Raw genomic sequence first — 16,293 nt, 5'->3', positions numbered from 1 at the left:
TGTCGGCTTTGTCGTTGGTAAATTTCCTCTTCTGTCCGAGACCTTCGTGATCCATCAAATGGAAGGGCTGTTGCAGCGGGGCGCCGAGGTGGGCGTGATCTGCAACGGGCTGGCCTCGCTTGACCATATCGACGCCACCGCGGAGCCGATGGCAACGCTTTTGCACTCGGCGCGCGACTGGTGGGGTGGGTTTGCCTCGCTCAGGCCGCATCTGACAAGGTTGCCCTATTCGCTACGTGACAAGGCCTCGACGCTGATGGAAACGGCGGCTGCCTCCACGCTCAACAGTTTCGACGTGCTGCTGGCGCATTTCGGCGATAACGGCATTCGCGTCTGCCGCCACAAGAAACGCGGGCTGGTGCATCCGCCGCTGGTGACGATCTTTCACGGAGCCGATGTCGGCGTGCCGCGCAAGGAAAACCGGCTTGGCGATTATCGCGATCTCTTTCGGCTGGGGGCGCTCAACCTGCCGGTCAACGGCCATTTCCGCGAGGTGCTGATCGGGGCCGGAGCTTCACCGGACAAGGTCGAGGTTCATCATATGGGCATCGATGTCGAGCAGATCCCCTTCCGCTGGCGTGATCGCCAGGGCGATATTCTGCAACTGATCTCCGTTTGCCGGCTGGCGGAAAAGAAAGGCATCGAATTTTCGCTGCGCGCGCTCGGGCAATTGACAACGGCGCGGCCGGAGCTGGACTGGCGCTACACGATTATCGGCGATGGTCCCCTGCGCGGTGAGCTGGAGAAACTGAGTGCCGATCTCGGCATTGCCGAGAGGGTGCAGTTTCTCGGCAGCCAGCCGCACAAGGTGGTAAAGAACTGGCTGGCGCGGGCGCATGTCTTCGTCCTGCCTAGCGTGACGGCGCAAAACGGTGATGTCGAAGGCATTCCGGTGGCGCTGATGGAAGCCATGGCGGCAGGGTTGACCGTGGTCAGCACCCGCCATTCCGGAATTCCGGAGCTGATCGAGCATGGCGTTGGCGGCTTTCTCTCGCCAGAGCGGGATGTCGAGGCGCTGGCCGCCAATCTTGCCTGGATCATCGAACATCCCGGCGAATGCCGGCAGATTGCGGTGGCCGCCCGCCGCAAGATCGAAACAGATTTCAACGATACCGTGCTCAACGATCAGCTTGCCGCGAGGCTGGAAGCGATCGCGTCATCAGGGAGCCGTAAAAGAGTCCATGGAAAAAAATAGTTTCGGCAAGGTCGCCCTCAGAGGCGGCGCTGTAACGGCAGCAGCCCAGGTCATCCGCATGGTGATCCAGTTCCTGTCGGTGGTGGTGCTGGCCCGGCTGCTGGTGCCGGAAGATTTCGGCCTGATGGCCGCCGTTGGCCCGATTGCCGCTTTCGTCGGCCTGTTTCAGAATCTCGGCCTGCAACAGGCCGTCATCCAGCGCAAGGATATTACCGAGGCGCATCTCAACCAGGTCTTCTGGCTCAGTACGCTGGTGGGCATTGCCTGCACGGTGGTGATGACCGTGCTGGCGCCGCTGGTGGCGCTGTTTTATGGTGATAACCGCATGACGCTGATCACCGTTGCCACGGCCCTGCCGCTCTTTCTCGGCAGTCTGGCGGCCTTGCCGCTGGCGCTGATGAACCGGCGTCTGCAATTCGGGCAGTTGGCGATCAATGACGTGATTTCAGCCGCCGGCGGCTTTCTTATCACCGCGCTCGCCGCCTGGCTTGGCTTTGGTTACTGGTCGCTGGCCATTGGTCCGGCCTTTACGGCGGCCATTGTGCTGCTGGCCGCCTGGAAGGTCACCGGCTGGATGCCGGGCAAGCCGGTTCTGAGGGTCGAGCGCGATATTTTTACCTTCGGCGCCAATCTCACCGGCTTCAACATCGTCAACTTCTTCTCGCGCAATCTCGATAACATCCTGATCGGCAAATATTCCGGCGCCATCGAACTGGGCTATTATGACCGCGCCTATAAGCTGCTGCTCTTTCCACTGCAAAACATCACCCAGCCGCTGACACGGGTGATGATCCCGCTGATGAGCCGTATTCAGGATGACAAGCCGCGTTTCCGCGAAGTCTATATGCAGAGCAACTGGTTGCTGGCGGCCTTCACCATTCCGGGTATCGCGGCCCTTACCTGCACGGCGAAGCCCGTGGTCGGCCTGTTGTTTGGCCCGCAATGGCTGCCGGTCGCACCGATTTTTGCCTGGCTGGGGCTGGCGGGGCTGGTGCAGTCCATCGGCAGCACCACCGGCTGGATCTTCATCTGCCAGGGCAAGACGCAGGCCATGTTCCGCTGGGGCGTCTATTCCTCGCTGACAACGGTCCTGTCCTTCGTGATCGGTTTGAAATGGGGCGCCATCGGCGTTGCCGCCGCCTACGCGATCAGCGGCTATGTGCTGCGCATCCCGGTTCTGGCCTGGCTGCTGCAGCGGGTCGGGCCGGTCACCGGCATGGATTTCCTCAGCATTCAGGGATTGTTTCTGGTCTCCGCCGGTCTTGCCTGGATTGCCTATGACCGGCTGATGGCGATGGGTCTATTGCAGAACGATCTCGCCGCCATCGCCGCCGCCGTGCTTCTCAATTACGGCCTTGGACTGGTGCTGATGCTGCTTCTGCCCTCCAGCCGAAAGGTGCTGATCTCGTCGCTCGGCATGCTCAAGGGCATGGCGCGGGCAAGGGCCTGACGAAACAGCGAACCGCAATTCTTATCTGAAGTGTAAAAAATATCCCGCAAGACCCTTCGGTTTTGCGGGATACCTTTTAAAAACAACATAATATCTAAGCCTAAATCCTGATGGCCTGCTTGAGCAGCGCCGCTGCCGACATTGCGGAAGCGTGCTCTTCCAGCACGGCTTTCAGGCTGAGCGGGCGGTAATGATCGAAGTCGTTGATAAAGGTTTCGAGGCTCGCTGCGGCCTGTTCCGGCGTAACGGTATCGATTTCCAAGAGCAGGTTGTCGATGCCGATGCGCTTTGACAATTCCTTGGTCTTGAACTCATAGGCGATGGGCAAGACCGGCGTGCCGACGCAAAGCGACATGATCATCATGTGCATGCGGGTCGCCACCACGAAATCGAGATCCTTGACCTTGGCCATCAACTGCTCCGGCGTGTGGAAGCCGTCATCGACGCTGACCTCGGCTGCGACATCGGCCTCAAGCCCGGCAACGATTGCCTTGGCCGTCTTGGAATCGTCATGACCATATTCCGGCACGCCCTGGCAGGTGGAGAGAAAGACCACTTGCTTGCCGTGCTGGCGCACCAGATCCGTGACGATGCGGCGGATGGATTCGATATAGCGGTTCATGCCGTTGCCGCCACCCTTGACGAAATCCCAGTGGCGGACGGAAACCGCTACCCGCCCCGTGGGTGCCTTTGGGCCGCTTGCAAGCAGGCTTTCGATACGAGGTTGATCCGCCAGCGCAAAGACCGAATCCGCCACCACATGGCATTTCGAGGGATCGTTGACGAAATCGACGATATTGTCGCGGGAATAGGCATCGCGCAGGAGGATGAGGGGGCTCTTGTCGAAGCTGGTCTTCAGACGGCGGCGGTTTTCTTCTTTCTTGAAAGGGCCGAGCGACTGGGTGAAGAAGACCGGCGGCTTGCCGAGGATCTCGTCCAGCTCAAACTGGTTCAGCCGCTTTTCGATATTGTAGGTTTCCACAAGATAGGTGCCGCCGGTGGTCACCACCAGATCGGCCTCCTCATAGTTTCGCAGGCCTTCCTTCTCGCTGGCCGAAAGCAGGTGTCCCAAGAGCGGCGCCTTGCTGCCACCGCGCTTCAGCAGTTCGAAAATCACCCGATTATAGACCGGCTTGATCGCATCCTTGACGCTCTTCTCGGCATGGCTGTACTTGAACATCGTTTCCGACAGCAGCCGCCGGAAGCTGAGATCGGGATAGGCTTGGCGGCTATAGAGCCGGGCGGCAACTTCGGGCTGGCTGTCGAAAATATAGAAATGCAGGTTTTCGCCAAAGGCCGTCTTAAGGATGTGGCGAATGGCCAGAAGAATGGCGGCATCGCCGGTATTCAGGCAAACGGTATTTTCGACAACAACCTTCACGTGGCAGCTCTCCAAGAGTGAGGGGATAGCGGCAGACCGCCCGTCCCGATGCTGGAGCGGTTTCACGCACCGGTTCCGCCGCTCCAGCAGGCAGGCCAGCCGCAAGACCGGCATAGATGACCAGACCTTGACGTTTTGGGAAACTTATCAAGGCGCGTTCGGATGATCAACTGAATGATGCAGCGCAAAATTTCTCCTTTTGCGCTGCGATGGTGCGTTCATTCAGGCGGCACGGCTTTGGATATAAGCCCGCCAGCCGCCGAGATGGGTGATTTCCTGCGCCCCCTCGATGGCATGGGCTTCGCACAGGAAGCCGGAAACCTGGCTGCCGTCATCCAGCGTCACCTTGCCGATGCCAAGCGGTGCGGGAATGTTCTGCACGAAGCGCCCGAAGGCCTCCGGCGTCACCTTCCACACTTCCACCAGCAAGCCTTCACCGGCAAAGCCCGGCTCGCGAATCAGGCCCGGCTTTGGCGGCGTGGTGTTGGGCAGCACGAAGAGGCGGTAGTCTTTCGCCGTCCGACAGGTTTTCACCAGCCTGCCGCCGGGGCCGGTTAGTTCGTGGTTGAGCGGCATGCCGGTGAGATGCGCGCCGACCACCATGATCGGCACCAGACCGTCGTCCGGCGGGTTCACCTTCGCGTCTTCGGGAAGGGCAGCAGCCTTGTCCTTGCCCATGCCGCTTTCAGCCTTGCGGTGCAGGGCATCGGCAAAGACCGCCAGGGCATCGTCGCTGAAGCCGGGGCCGATCAGGGTGACGCCGCCGGGCAGGGCGGTATCGGATGTGAAGCCTGCGGGCACGGCAATCGCCGCAAGGCCGAAGAGATTGGCGAAATTGGTATAGCGTCCGAAATGGCTGTTTTTCACAATCGGGTCGGCCAGCATCTCATCCACCCGATAGGTGGTGGGCGCTGTGGGCAGCAACATGACATCCATACCCTGCCATGCCGCCTGGGTTTTCTGGCGCAGAGCTTCCAGCCGGTAAAGCCCCTCGAAGGCATCGACAGCGCTATAGGCCCTGGCGCCCTCGATAATGCTGCGAACGGTGGGGTCGAAATCCCCGGCATGGCCTGACAGGAAATCCTTTACGGCGGCCAGTCGTTCCGCGACCCAGGGACCGTTATAGAGAAGCTCCGCCGCTTCCCGGAACGGCGCGTAATCGAAGGGTGTGATGATGGCTCCCAGCGCTTCCGCCCGGGCGATGGCCTGGTCATAGAGCGCTTCATACCCGCTATTACCGAAAAATTCGCGCTCCTGCGGCTCGAGAACGCCGATCCGCAACCCCTCCAGCGGCAGGGAGACGGGTTTGGCCGGGCGCGAGAAGGGATCGCGCCCATCATAGCCCTCCATGACCTTGCGCACGGCAATGCCATCGCAGACGGTGCCCGCAAAGACAGTCACGACATCGACGCTGCGGCAGGCCGGAACCACGCCGACATTCGGCACCAGCCCCGGTGTCGGCTTGATGCCGACGAGATTGTTGAAGGCCGCAGGCACCCGGCCAGACCCGGCGGTATCGGTGCCGAGCGCAAAGCTGGCAAGCCCCGCCGCGACGGCCACCGCCGAACCGGAGCTGGAGCCGCCGGATACATAATCCGCATCGAAAACCGAACGCGGCGCGCCATAGGGCGAGCGGGTGCCGTTCAGCCCGGTCGCGAACTGGTCGAGATTGGTCTTGCCGATCACCAGCGCGCCTGCCGCCTTCAGCCGCGCCACGACGGTTGCGTCTTCTTCCGGCTGATAGGCAAAAGCGGGGCAGGCTGCCGTGGTCGGCAGGCCCGCCACGTCGATATTGTCCTTGACCGCAAAGGGTATGCCCCAGAGCGGCAGGCTGTTCGGCTGCGGTGCCCGCTCCATCAGTGCACGGGCGCTGGCGCTGAGGTCGTCATCGGCCACCGGCGTGATGAAAATCGCCGGATCGCTGGATGCCTTGCGGCGGGCGATGATCTCTTCCGCAAGGTCAAGCGGTGTTGCTCCCCTGGAATAGGCCGAGCGTAGGGCGGTAAAGTCTAGAAAGGCGGGAAACATCAGATATTCTCCAGAATGGCGACGACATCGCCTGCTTTTACGGTACGGCCGGGGCTGGCGCGCCATTCGCGCAAGCGGCCTTTGGCGTGGGCGTGGATGGTCACCTCCATCTTCATGGATTCGACGATGGCAATCGGGTCTCCCGGCTCAACCGTCTGGCCGTCTTCCGCCAGCAATTTCCACATATTGCCGGGCACCGCACTTTCGACGCCGAAGCAGCCGGGCGGCACATCGCCAGCAAGGCCTGGGCCTGCGCTCTCATCCACCTGGAACGTATCGAGCCCCTGATCCTTCCAGCGTTGGCGTTCAGCCTCGAAGGAGGCCTGCTGCTGGCGCTTGAAGGCGGCAATGCCACTGGCATTGGCGGCAAGCTCCGCTTCATAGGCGGCATAGGACAGCGTGCCGTCTTCGATGCGGATGGGATAGGCGCCGTGCGGAAAGGCCTCGCGCGCCTCGGTTAGTTCCGCATGGCTGACGGGGAAGAAACGGATGCGGTCGAAGAAATCCAGAAGCCACGGCCGGGTGAAGACCGGCGTTCTGCGCCAGCTGTTCCACACCTGGATGGTGCGCCCGAACAATTGATAACCGCCCGGTCCCTCCATGCCATAGATGCACATATAGGCGCCGCCGATGCCGACGGCATTTTCCGGCGTCCAGGTGCGGGCGGGGTTGTATTTCGTCGTCACCAGCCGGTGGCGCGGATCGAGCGGGGTGGCAACCGGCGCGCCGAGATAGACATCCCCCAGACCCATAACCAGATAGCTGGCATCGAAAATCGTCTGCTTCACCGCCTCTTCATCGGCAAGACCGTTGATGCGGCGGATGAATTCGATATTCGACGGGCACCAGGGCGCGTTTGGCCGCACAAGTTCCTGGTATTTGCGCATGGCAAGCTCTGCCTGCGGATCGTTCCAGGAGAGCGGCAGATAGACGGTGCGGCTCGGCACGGTCACATCGCGCATATCCGGCAGGCTTGCCTCGATCTCCCGCAACTGGCCGATGAGACGCTGGCGCGGCAGGCTTGCCCCGTCATAATGGATCTGCAGCGAGCGGATGCCGGGGGTCAGGTCGATCAGGCCGGGCAGCTTTGCCGCCTGAACAGCCTGCATCAACAGGTGGATGCGCAGCCGCAAGCCTATATCCAGCTGCATATCGCCATATTCGACCAGCAGATTATTATCGCCCTGGCGGCGGTAGGTGACGGAGACGGGGCCGGAATGGTCCGCTCCAATGATCGGTGAGCCGGTTTCAGCCGGAAGGCGTTTGACGACCGGACCGGCGAGCAGATCCCCATCCCGCGCCACGGGATGAAAGCGGATTTTATCCCCCGGCTTGAATTGTCCCATCTTCCACTGCTCATCCGCCGCGATCACCGCCGGGCAGACGAAGCCGCCGAGGCTGGGGCCATCGGGGCCGAGAATGATCGGCATATCGCCGGTAAAGTCGATGGCGCCGATGGCATAGGCATTGTCATGCAGGTTGGAGGGGTGAAGCCCTGCCTCGCCGCCATCGCTGCGCGCCCATTTCGGCGCGGGGCCGATCAGCCGCACGCCGGTGCGGGCGCTGTTGAAATGCACCTCGTAATCGGTGGAGAACAGGGTTTCGATGTCCTCGTCCTGAAAGAAATCCGGTGCCCCATGCGGGCCGTAGATCACGCCCACCTGCCAGTGGCGGGTGAGGGCGGCGGGTTCGCTGGCCGGTTTCGGCGCGCGCTGTGGCTGACGCGCCAGCCGCAGCACGTGACCGGCCTTCAGCGTGCCGGTGGCATGGCCGCCGAACTGGCCAAGCCCGAAAGTGGCGCGGGAGCCGAGCACGACGGGGGCGGCAAAGCCGCCGGAGACCGCCAGATAGGCGCGCTGGCCCGCCCCCTCGATCGTGCCGATGGCAAGCGTTTGCCCGGCCTTGACCGCAATGGCGGTGTCATGGGCAATGGCCATGCCATCCAGTGTCATCGGCATGACCGCGCCCGCCAGCGCCACGGTGACATCCGACAAGAATTTCAGGATCGGCCCGGCGACCGTCAGTTCCAGCGCCGCCGTCTCATCGGCATTGCCCACCAGCCGGTTGGCGTGGCGGAAGGAGCGCTCATCCATCGGCCCGCTCGGCGGCACGCCGACATGCCAGAGACCAAGCCGTCCCGGCAGTTCCTGCAGGCTGGATTGCGCACCCGGAGCAATCACCTCGACCACGTCGGGCACGAAGCTGAACTCCTTGAGCGCCGTGGTGGCGACATCTGCACTCCGGAACAGATCGGAAGCGGCAATGGCTTTCAGATAATCGAGATTGGTTTCGATGCCTGAGATGGAAGACCCTTCCAGCGCCTGCTGCATGGCCTCGATGGCCGTTTCCCGGCTTCCGCCGGACACGATGACCTTGGCCAGCATCGGATCATAGAAGGGGGTGACCTCAGTGCCGGTCTCGATCCAGCCATCGACGCGCACGCCTTCCGGGAAGGCAACCTCCGTCAGCAGCCCGGCGCTGGGGCGGAAATCCGCATGTGGCATTTCCGCATAGATACGGGCCTCGATGGCAGCCCCCCTTGGCGTCAGCGTCTCCTTGCCAGTCAGCACATCCTCGCCTGCCGCCTGCCGGATCATCCATTCGACGAGATCGATGCCGAACACCTCTTCCGTCACGGGGTGCTCGACCTGAAGCCGTGTGTTGACCTCCAGGAAATAGAATTCCTGCCGGGCCGGATCGTAGATGAATTCCACCGTGCCCGCAGATCGGTAGTTGACCGATTGCCCCAGCGATATCGCCGCCGCATGCAGACGCTGGCGCACGTCGTCGCTGAGGCCCGGTGCCGGGGTTTCCTCGATGACCTTCTGATTGCGCCGTTGCAGAGAACAATCCCGTTCGCCAAGCGCGATCACCCGGCCCTTGCCATCGCCGAAGATCTGCACCTCCACATGGCGCGCCTTGGCGACGAAACGTTCGAGATAGACGCGCGCATCGCCAAAACTGGCCTTGGCGGTGCGCTGTACGCTGTCGAAGGCGGCCTTGAGTGCCGCAGGATCGGCGCAGAGTTGCATGCCGATGCCGCCGCCTCCGGCAGTGGATTTCAGCATCACGGGATAGCCGATCCGTTCGGCCTCGCTCAAGGCCTCCTCGGCGCTGTCCAGCAAGGCGCTGCCGGGCAGAAGCGGCACGCCGCTTTTTTCCGCCAGCTCCCGGGCCGTGTGCTTCAACCCAAAAGCCGCAATATTGGCAGGCGTCGGGCCAATGAAGGCAATGCCTTCCTGTTCCAGCCGTTCGGCAAAACCGATATTTTCCGAGAGAAAACCATAGCCCGGATGCACGGCCTCAGCCCCGGTCGCCTTGCAGGCGGCAATGACGGCCTCGATATTGAGATAGCTTTCAGCCGCCGGGGCAGGCCCCAGCCGCACCGCCTCATCGGCCAGTTGCACGGCCTTGGCAAAGCGGTCGGCATCGGAATGGACGGCAACGGAGGCAATGCCCATCTTGGCAAGCGTACGGATGATCCGGACGGCGATTTCGCCCCGGTTGGCAATCAGAACCTTCTTGAACATCGCTCAGGCCTCATCATCCCAGACCATGACGCGCACCGGCGTCGGGTCGAACCCGTTGCAGGGATTGTTGATCTGCGGGCAATTGGAAATCACCAGCAGCACATCCATCTCGGCCTTCAACTCGACGAAATCGCCGGGCGCGGAAATGCCGTCGACAATGGTCATTTCGCCTGAGGGTTCGATCGGCACATTCATGAAGAAATTGATGTTCGGCACCACATCGCGCTTGCTCATGCCGTGTTTAGAAACCTCGATGACGAAGTTTTCCCGGCAGGCATGCAGATATTTTGTGCCATGGCCGAACCGCACCGTGTTGCTCTCGCAGGAGCAGGCGCCTGCCGCGGTATCGTGGCGGCCGCAGCTATCGGCGGTCATGGTCAGCATGACCCGGCCTTCGTTGGAGATGATCTTCGTGCCGGTGGAGATGTAAGCGGCACCCTGTTCACGCATCGTATCCTGGTTTGAATAGCGCTCTGAAAAATCCTCGGCATTGTAGAAGAGCGTATCGATGGCCTGCTGGCCATAGCTGTCTTCAATGCGCAGGATCTGGCCCTTTTTCACGACGGTGGAGAAGGGCGCTTCCGCCGGGATGAAATGGTCCTGCACGGCATTGTCCAGCGAGCGTGTGGGGGAGGTGGCTTTGAATTCGGTCATTGCTTTTCTCCCTCAGAGCGCTGCGAAGGCGTTGTTTTCAAAGCCACGAACGGCTTCGGCGGTGGCGGTGCGGCAGAGGTCGTCCGTTGCGGGTTCGCTCGCCGCGATGCGTGTGATCGTCACCGGATGGGGCGCATAGGAGGTATTGGGGTCGAGCGGATGCGGGCAGTTGGAAAAGCCGACGATCATGTCCATCTCGGCACGCAGATCGACGTAATCGCCGTCATTCAAAAGCTCTCGCCTCCACTGGAAGCGGCCTTCGGCATCGACCCTGACGGGGGCAAACAGAGCGAGCGCTGCCGGAATATCGCGCTTGGAAAGCCCTGCCTTCGTCGCCATCAGCACGAAATTATCGCGGCTGTTGCGGGTGGCGGCGCTGTTGGAGCCTGCATATTTGCGGGCATTGGAGGCAGCGGTGGAGCCGCCCATCAGGCAATCATGCGCGCCGCTGCTGTCTTCGGTGATCGAGAACATGACTTTGCCCATGTCGGAAAAGATGACCCGGCCTTTGCCAAGGCCGGTGGTCCACTGCATTTTTACCGTATCCGGCAGGTTCAGCCGCTCGACGGGATCAGCAGCATTCCAGGCGATCAGCGAGACCGTGGAGAAACCGTGGGTGAGGTGAACGCGCAGCGTTTCCAGCGCCTTGACCCGCGTTGACCAATACCAGCCACCGGGGATGACCTCCTGATGAACCACGGTCTTTTCGTCGAGATCGGGCGCGGGCAGGGCGCTTTGGCCCGGAAGCGCCTTGGGCGCGAAATTGAGCCCGTTTTTCTGATGTTCCTCATAGCGCGCCCTGTTGGCGGCGATTTCTTCGGCAGAGCGTCGGATATGCATGTCTCTCTCCTATCGACGATGTGCCGGGTCGTCCCGGTGAAGCCCGTCTGGATTGACCGGGCCGTCCCGGTCTGGGCGAAAAATGGAAGCGGTTCCGGCCTGCCGTGGCGGCCAGATGGAAATGTCCTTGGTAATGGTGGCGCCGTAGCGCAGCTTTTCCTCCGGCCGGTCACGCGGCCGCTCAAACGCGACGACGCGGGTGGCCAGCGTGAAGGCTTCCCGCATGTCATGCGTCACCATCACCACGGTCATCGGGTTTTCATGCCAGAGCTTTTTCATCAACTGGTGGATCTCAGCGCGGATGCCGGGATCAAGCGCCCCGAACGGCTCATCCAGCAGCAGCACTTTCGGCTTCATCATCAGTGCCTGCGCCAGCGCCAGGCGCTGCTGCATGCCGCCGGAAAGCTGGGCGGGATATTTGCCCTCCGAGCCCGAAAGGCCGACGGCGGCAATCATCGCCTCGGCCTCTTCCCGCGCCTGCCTGCGTGCGGCCCCGAAGAGTTTTGCGGAAATGCGCGCCTCTGTCAGTTCCTTGCCCAGCAGCACATTGCCGAGCACGGTCAAATGCGGGAACACGGAGTAGCGCTGGAAGACCACGCCGCGATCCGGCCCGGGTTCGGGTGGCAGTGGCTGTCCGTCAAGGAGGATTACTCCCCGCGTTGGCTGCTCCTGCCCGAGCAACATGCGCAAAAACGTGCTCTTGCCGCAGCCGGAGGGGCCGACCAGGGCGACGAAACCGCGCGGCTCGATGGTCAGCGAGACGTTTTCCAGCACGATCTGGTCGCCATATTCCTTCCAGACCTTGTCGATGACGATGCCGCTCATCAATGCGCCTCCAGATTGGACCAGGGAAACAGCGCAATCCGCAGCCGGTCGAGCAGAGTATCGGTCAGCACGGCAATCAGCGTGATCCAAGCGACATAGGGAAAGATCACGTCCATGGAGAGATAGCGGCGCACCAGAAAGATGCGGTAGCCGAGACCGCTATCGGACGAAATCGCCTCCGCCGCGATCAGGAACAGGAAGGCCGGGCCAAGCTGCAGGCGAAGGGCCGTTATCAGGCGCGGCAGGATTTGCGGCAGCACCACCCGAAGCGCAATCTGCCACGAGGAGCCGCCCAATGTCTCGGCCTTGATGATCTGCTCGCGCGGCAGTTCCATGGCTTTCAGCGCCAGATCGCGGATCATGATCGGGGCGACGCCGATGACGATCAGCGTGATCTTCGAGGCCTCGCCCAGCCCCATGACGATGAAGAGAATGGGCAAGAGCGCCAGCGGCGGCACCATGGAAATGGCGGCAATAAAGGGTGCGAGCAGCGCCCGCACATAGGGAAAGAGGCCAATCACCAGGCCAAGCAAAAGGGCGATGGCGGTGGAGATTCCAAGGCCTGAAAACAGCCGGATCAGGCTGGCCCAGGTGTCGGCCCAGAGAATGTAATCGCCGGTGCGCGGATCGGCGATGAAGGCCATGCGATTGATGGCATCGGCGAAGGAGGCAAAGCCCGGCAGCAATTTGTCATTGGCATTGTCCGCAAGCCGCGCCGCCGACCCCGCCGCATAGGCGACGAGGACTGCTGCAAAGGGCAGGAAGGCCAGCGCCAGCCGGGCGCCATTGCCGGGTTTCCGGTTGATCAACCGCATGGCAATCTCCGTTGTTTGCATCTGATGGAAGGCACCGGGAGGTACTCCCTTCCGGAGCGGTGGCGATCAGAGGCCCTTGGCGGTGGCGTCCATATAGGTGGTGGTGAAGCGGAACTTCACATTGCCCTTGTCGCCCAGCACCTTGCCATCCGGCATTTCGATGCCGATCACGTCGGCAGACGGCGCGCCATTGCCGAGCAGGCCTTTCTCGAACAGGAAGTTGCGCACCAGATCCATGGTTTTCGGGAGATTGGCAGAAGCCGTGAAGGCACTGGCGTCAGCAGGCTTGTCGAACAATTTGGTCACCGCAAGCTGGCTGTCGAAGCCCTTGAGATCGGTGCCGGAGGCCTTGCCCATCTCCTCGCGGGCAGCCTTGCCTTCCGCCGTGTCCTTCATCATCAGCGCCGTGGTCTCGTACCAGATCCCGGCGAGTGCCTTGCCGAAATCGGGATTGTCCTTCAGCACGGCGGTATTGGCCACCATCAGGTCGATGATTTCGCCGGGAATTTGCGAACTGTCGAACACCTTTTTGGCGCTCGGCTCCTCCAGAATGGTCGAGACGAGCGGGTTCCAGGTGACGACGGATGTCACGTCATCGGTCTTGTAGGCGGCAACCATGTCGGCATCCGACGTGTTGACGACGGTGACGTCTTTTTCCGTCATCTTCACACTGTCCAGCGCGCGTGCCAGCAGATAATGCGATACGGAAAACTGGACGAGATTGACCTTCTGGCCCTTGATATCGGCAAGCTTGTCCTTGTCCTTCAGGATGACGGCGTCATTGCCGTTGGAGAAGTCACCGACGATCACGGCTGTCGTATCGACACCCCCGGCGGCGGGGATGGAAAGCCCGTCCATATTGGTCAGCGTCACCGCATCATAGGCGCCAGCGGTGTACTGGTTCATGGATTCCACATAGTCGTTGAACTGGGTGACCTCGATCTTGAGCCCGTATTTATCGGCCCATTTCTTGACGATGCCGTGATCGCTCGCATAGCCCCAGGGCATCCAGCCCGCATAGATCGACCAGGCGACCTTGAAGTCCTTCTTCGGCGCGGCTTCAGCCGTGGTGAGGCCGCCAAGCGCAAGTGCTGCGGAAAGGGCGGAGACGGAAAGAAGTTGAGATAGAAGGCGCATGCATTTCCCCTTTTGCTTTTCAAAAAGGGATCGGCAAAGACCAACGCCGCCAATCCCTTGGCTAACGAGGTCTCCCGGGCTTTTGTCCCGCCGTGCATCCGGCGCGATGTCTCCCACGCCGGTGGCTGCTCTCGGACCAGCCGCGCATTGCTGCGCCGGAACCCTAGCGGCCAAACTCGACAATCAAGGAAAGCAAGGCCCGTGCCAGATGGAGAATTCCATTGTTTCGAGGTGGCTCTTTATTGTTTCCAATCATGTCTGCCGGGTTTTTATGCGTTTGCGCCTAAATCTTATGCGGCGCTTCTCTGGCGGTGCAGCAATCCGTATTCAGGCTGCGGCGTTCTTTGTGTCTGGGGTCGAAGCGTTAATGTATAGCGGCTAAATCATGAATGAAATCGTGTGGTTGCGTATCATTTTCGCCGGTGGTGTCGCGTTTTGCGGCTTACGCTGGTGCATTTAACGGCCCATTAACGGCCTTGCCCCCGGATGCGGATTAGGGCTTGGGTACGACTTGGGCTTGTGCTATGCAACATATCGCAGACAGTATGAGGGTTCGCAGGGACGAAAAATACTGTCTCACTGTTTTTAGTATTTCTGAACATTTGGTTTTATTGAAATTACAATCTCTGCTAGAATTTTAAATGCCCTTCTTGTTAGTGATAATTATAACTGTTATTTAGTCATCTGTATCGCTAAGAGACGCGTTGCATTCCATTCGCTTTTTAAAACGGAGTGCCTTTATGTATATTGATGTTCATTCTAACGATGTTTTTGATCAATTTACCCAGCGTATCAGCAACTCGAAAACCGTCGCGGAGCTGAAAGCGCTCCTGGAAGAAACGGTGCAAAATCTCGGCTATCGGTATTTTGCCTATCATATTATCCAGCATTCCGCGCTGTACGAGGGTGGTTCGGCGCGGCAGATGTATGGGATCTTCGGCTATCCGGAACAGTGGGTGTCGCATTATGCGTCCCGCAATTATGTCAACCATGACCCGGTCGTGGAATATGGCCTGGGCCGCAAGACGCCGTTCCGCTGGTCTCATGCCATCGATATCGAGAACCTTCCGGCCAAGCAGCAGCAGGTCATGAAGGAAGCGGCGGATGCGGGCGTTCGCGATGGTTTGACCATTCCGCTGATGTCCAAGCATGGGGAAGTGGCCATGCTGACGGTGATCCCGCACAAGGGCGCACCGGAGCCACGCCGCAGCCGGCGGGAAGACCATCTTCTGCACATTCTGGCGCAATTCTTCCATGTTCATGCCCTGCGTATCGTCATGGAAGAGCATCTTGTCGGGAATTTCGGTCGCCGCCGGTCGTTCCTGTCGGCCCGCGAGCGGGAAACGACGCTGTGGGTTTCACGCGGCAAATCCTCCTGGGAAATCGCGCAGATCCTCGGCATCTCGGAAAAATCCGTAGAATTCTACATGGAATCCGTGAAGAAGAAGCTGGAAGCGGTCAATCGCACGCAGGCCGTGGTCAAGGCCATCCTGCTTGGGCTGATCGATGGGGAAAATCCTCTGCCCGCCGTCCGCTCCAAGGCGTCGGCACGTTCGTCGGGCCTGCGCATGTCCGGCATGGTAGCCGCGCCCACCTGATACGGCTCCTGCAAGCAGGGTTTGGTCTTGCCTACATCTGTAGTGGCGAGGGCATTCTTGCGGGCCGCTTTTCCATCACCTTCTGCCGCCTTTCTCCCGGGCGGCGGACGGTGTACACCGCGTGATGCGGTGAAGGGAAAGCGAGCATGCCGAAAGAAACGCATCAGGACGAGACCTCTCCAGATCAGGCCGAGGGCGCCGAGAGGCTGGCCAGAATGCTGACCTGGGCGCGCAATTCCGCAGCCTACAGGCTGTCCCGGCGCATGCTGAGCGAGCAGCAGTTGAAAGATCAGATCATTCGCAAGGCCAGGCAGAAATTCGAGGCGGTGACGCCGGAAGAATGCGAGGCCCTTGCCGATGCAGCCATTGCCTTCGGGCGCGATATGGGCGCGCTTGACGATGTTGCCTATGCCGAAGCGCGGACACGATCCGCGGGGCGGCAGGGAAAGTCCCGCCGGGCGATTGCTCATGCCCTGCGGGCCAAGGGGGTGGAGGCGGCCATTGCCGATCAGGCCCTGGAAGAGGCCGATGACCTGCGCGCGGCGGTGATACTCGCCCGCAAGCGCGGTTATGGCCCCTTCGGGCGTCATGGTCTGGAGGAGGACCAACGAGCCAGGCATATGGCCGCCTTTGCCCGAAATGGCTTCGGCTATGATCTGGCCCGGCGCGTTGTGTCGATGACACTGGAAGAGGCTGAAGAGCTTCTGGCCGACAAGGGCTTTTCAGCTTTTTCCTGACTAAAGCCCGTTGCGGCTTATCAGCCTCATGCAACGTGCTTTACATTCTTGTTTTAACGCATGTCGTTCTCGCAAAACCGCTGCACACTTTTGCGCGACATGC

Annotated in this window: 12 protein-coding genes and 1 riboswitch; of the genes, 4 read left to right on the top strand and 8 right to left on the bottom strand. The window is 60.9% G+C overall.

The features are described from left to right. Positions 1–46: 46 nt before the first annotated feature. Positions 47–1,195, top strand: a complete 1,149-nt coding sequence (locus QO005_RS21680) for a glycosyltransferase (RefSeq protein ID WP_307160106.1) — start codon at positions 47–49, stop codon at positions 1,193–1,195. Beyond that, positions 1,182–2,645, top strand: a complete 1,464-nt coding sequence (locus tag QO005_RS21675) for a lipopolysaccharide biosynthesis protein (protein WP_307160105.1) — start codon at positions 1,182–1,184, stop codon at positions 2,643–2,645. The genes QO005_RS21680 and QO005_RS21675 overlap by 14 nt, the downstream gene beginning before the upstream one ends. Positions 2,646–2,745: 100 nt before the next feature. Here QO005_RS21675 and QO005_RS21670 read toward each other — a convergent pair whose 3' ends face one another. The 8 genes from QO005_RS21670 to QO005_RS21635 all read right to left on the bottom strand — a co-directional run bounded on the left by QO005_RS21670 (position 2,746) and on the right by QO005_RS21635 (position 13,855). Next, on the bottom strand, positions 2,746–4,026 hold the full coding sequence (locus tag QO005_RS21670; protein WP_307160104.1) for a polysaccharide pyruvyl transferase family protein: 1,281 nt from the start codon (positions 4,024–4,026) through the stop codon (positions 2,746–2,748). A gap of 222 nt (positions 4,027–4,248) precedes the next feature. Then, positions 4,249–6,054: an allophanate hydrolase gene (gene atzF, locus QO005_RS21665; RefSeq protein WP_307160103.1), complete on the bottom strand. Its 1,806-nt coding sequence runs from the start codon at positions 6,052–6,054 to the stop codon at positions 4,249–4,251. Further along, positions 6,054–9,584, bottom strand: a complete 3,531-nt coding sequence (gene uca, locus QO005_RS21660; RefSeq protein ID WP_307160102.1) for an urea carboxylase — start codon at positions 9,582–9,584, stop codon at positions 6,054–6,056. The genes atzF and uca overlap by 1 nt, the downstream gene beginning before the upstream one ends. Before the next feature lie 3 nt (positions 9,585–9,587). After that, entirely contained in the window at positions 9,588–10,238 is a 651-nt protein-coding gene (locus QO005_RS21655; protein ID WP_307160101.1) for an urea amidolyase associated protein UAAP2, read from the bottom strand. Positions 10,239–10,250: 12 nt separating this feature from the next. Next, positions 10,251–11,078, bottom strand: a complete 828-nt coding sequence (locus QO005_RS21650; RefSeq protein ID WP_307160100.1) for an urea amidolyase associated protein UAAP1 — start codon at positions 11,076–11,078, stop codon at positions 10,251–10,253. 9 nt (positions 11,079–11,087) lie between these two features. Next, positions 11,088–11,903, bottom strand: coding sequence for an ABC transporter ATP-binding protein (locus QO005_RS21645; RefSeq protein WP_307160099.1), 816 nt, complete (start codon positions 11,901–11,903; stop codon positions 11,088–11,090). Next, positions 11,903–12,718, bottom strand: coding sequence for an ABC transporter permease (locus QO005_RS21640; RefSeq protein ID WP_307160098.1), 816 nt, complete (start codon positions 12,716–12,718; stop codon positions 11,903–11,905). Before QO005_RS21640 ends, QO005_RS21645 begins: the two co-directional genes overlap by 1 nt. 66 nt (positions 12,719–12,784) lie before the next feature. Further along, positions 12,785–13,855, bottom strand: coding sequence for a putative urea ABC transporter substrate-binding protein (locus QO005_RS21635; RefSeq protein WP_307160097.1), 1,071 nt, complete (start codon positions 13,853–13,855; stop codon positions 12,785–12,787). A 69-nt stretch (positions 13,856–13,924) separates the two neighbouring features. Next, positions 13,925–14,033, bottom strand: a riboswitch (guanidine-I (ykkC/yxkD leader). Between the two features lie 562 nt (positions 14,034–14,595). On the opposite strand from QO005_RS21635, the gene QO005_RS21630 reads away from it, so the two are divergent. Together QO005_RS21630 and QO005_RS21625 are read left to right on the top strand one after the other, a co-directional pair. Further along, positions 14,596–15,453: a helix-turn-helix transcriptional regulator gene (locus QO005_RS21630; RefSeq protein WP_307160096.1), complete on the top strand. Its 858-nt coding sequence runs from the start codon at positions 14,596–14,598 to the stop codon at positions 15,451–15,453. Positions 15,454–15,599: 146 nt separating this feature from the next. Continuing rightward, positions 15,600–16,190, top strand: a complete 591-nt coding sequence (locus QO005_RS21625; RefSeq protein WP_370878133.1) for a regulatory protein RecX — start codon at positions 15,600–15,602, stop codon at positions 16,188–16,190. Positions 16,191–16,293: the final 103 nt, after the last annotated feature.

Origin of the sequence: Allorhizobium paknamense (genome assembly GCF_030815125.1) — a bacterium.
Classification (GTDB): domain Bacteria; phylum Pseudomonadota; class Alphaproteobacteria; order Rhizobiales; family Rhizobiaceae; genus Allorhizobium; species Allorhizobium paknamense.
The sequence above is the reverse complement of the archived record's forward strand: the minus strand, read 5'-3'. Positions and strand labels throughout refer to the sequence as shown.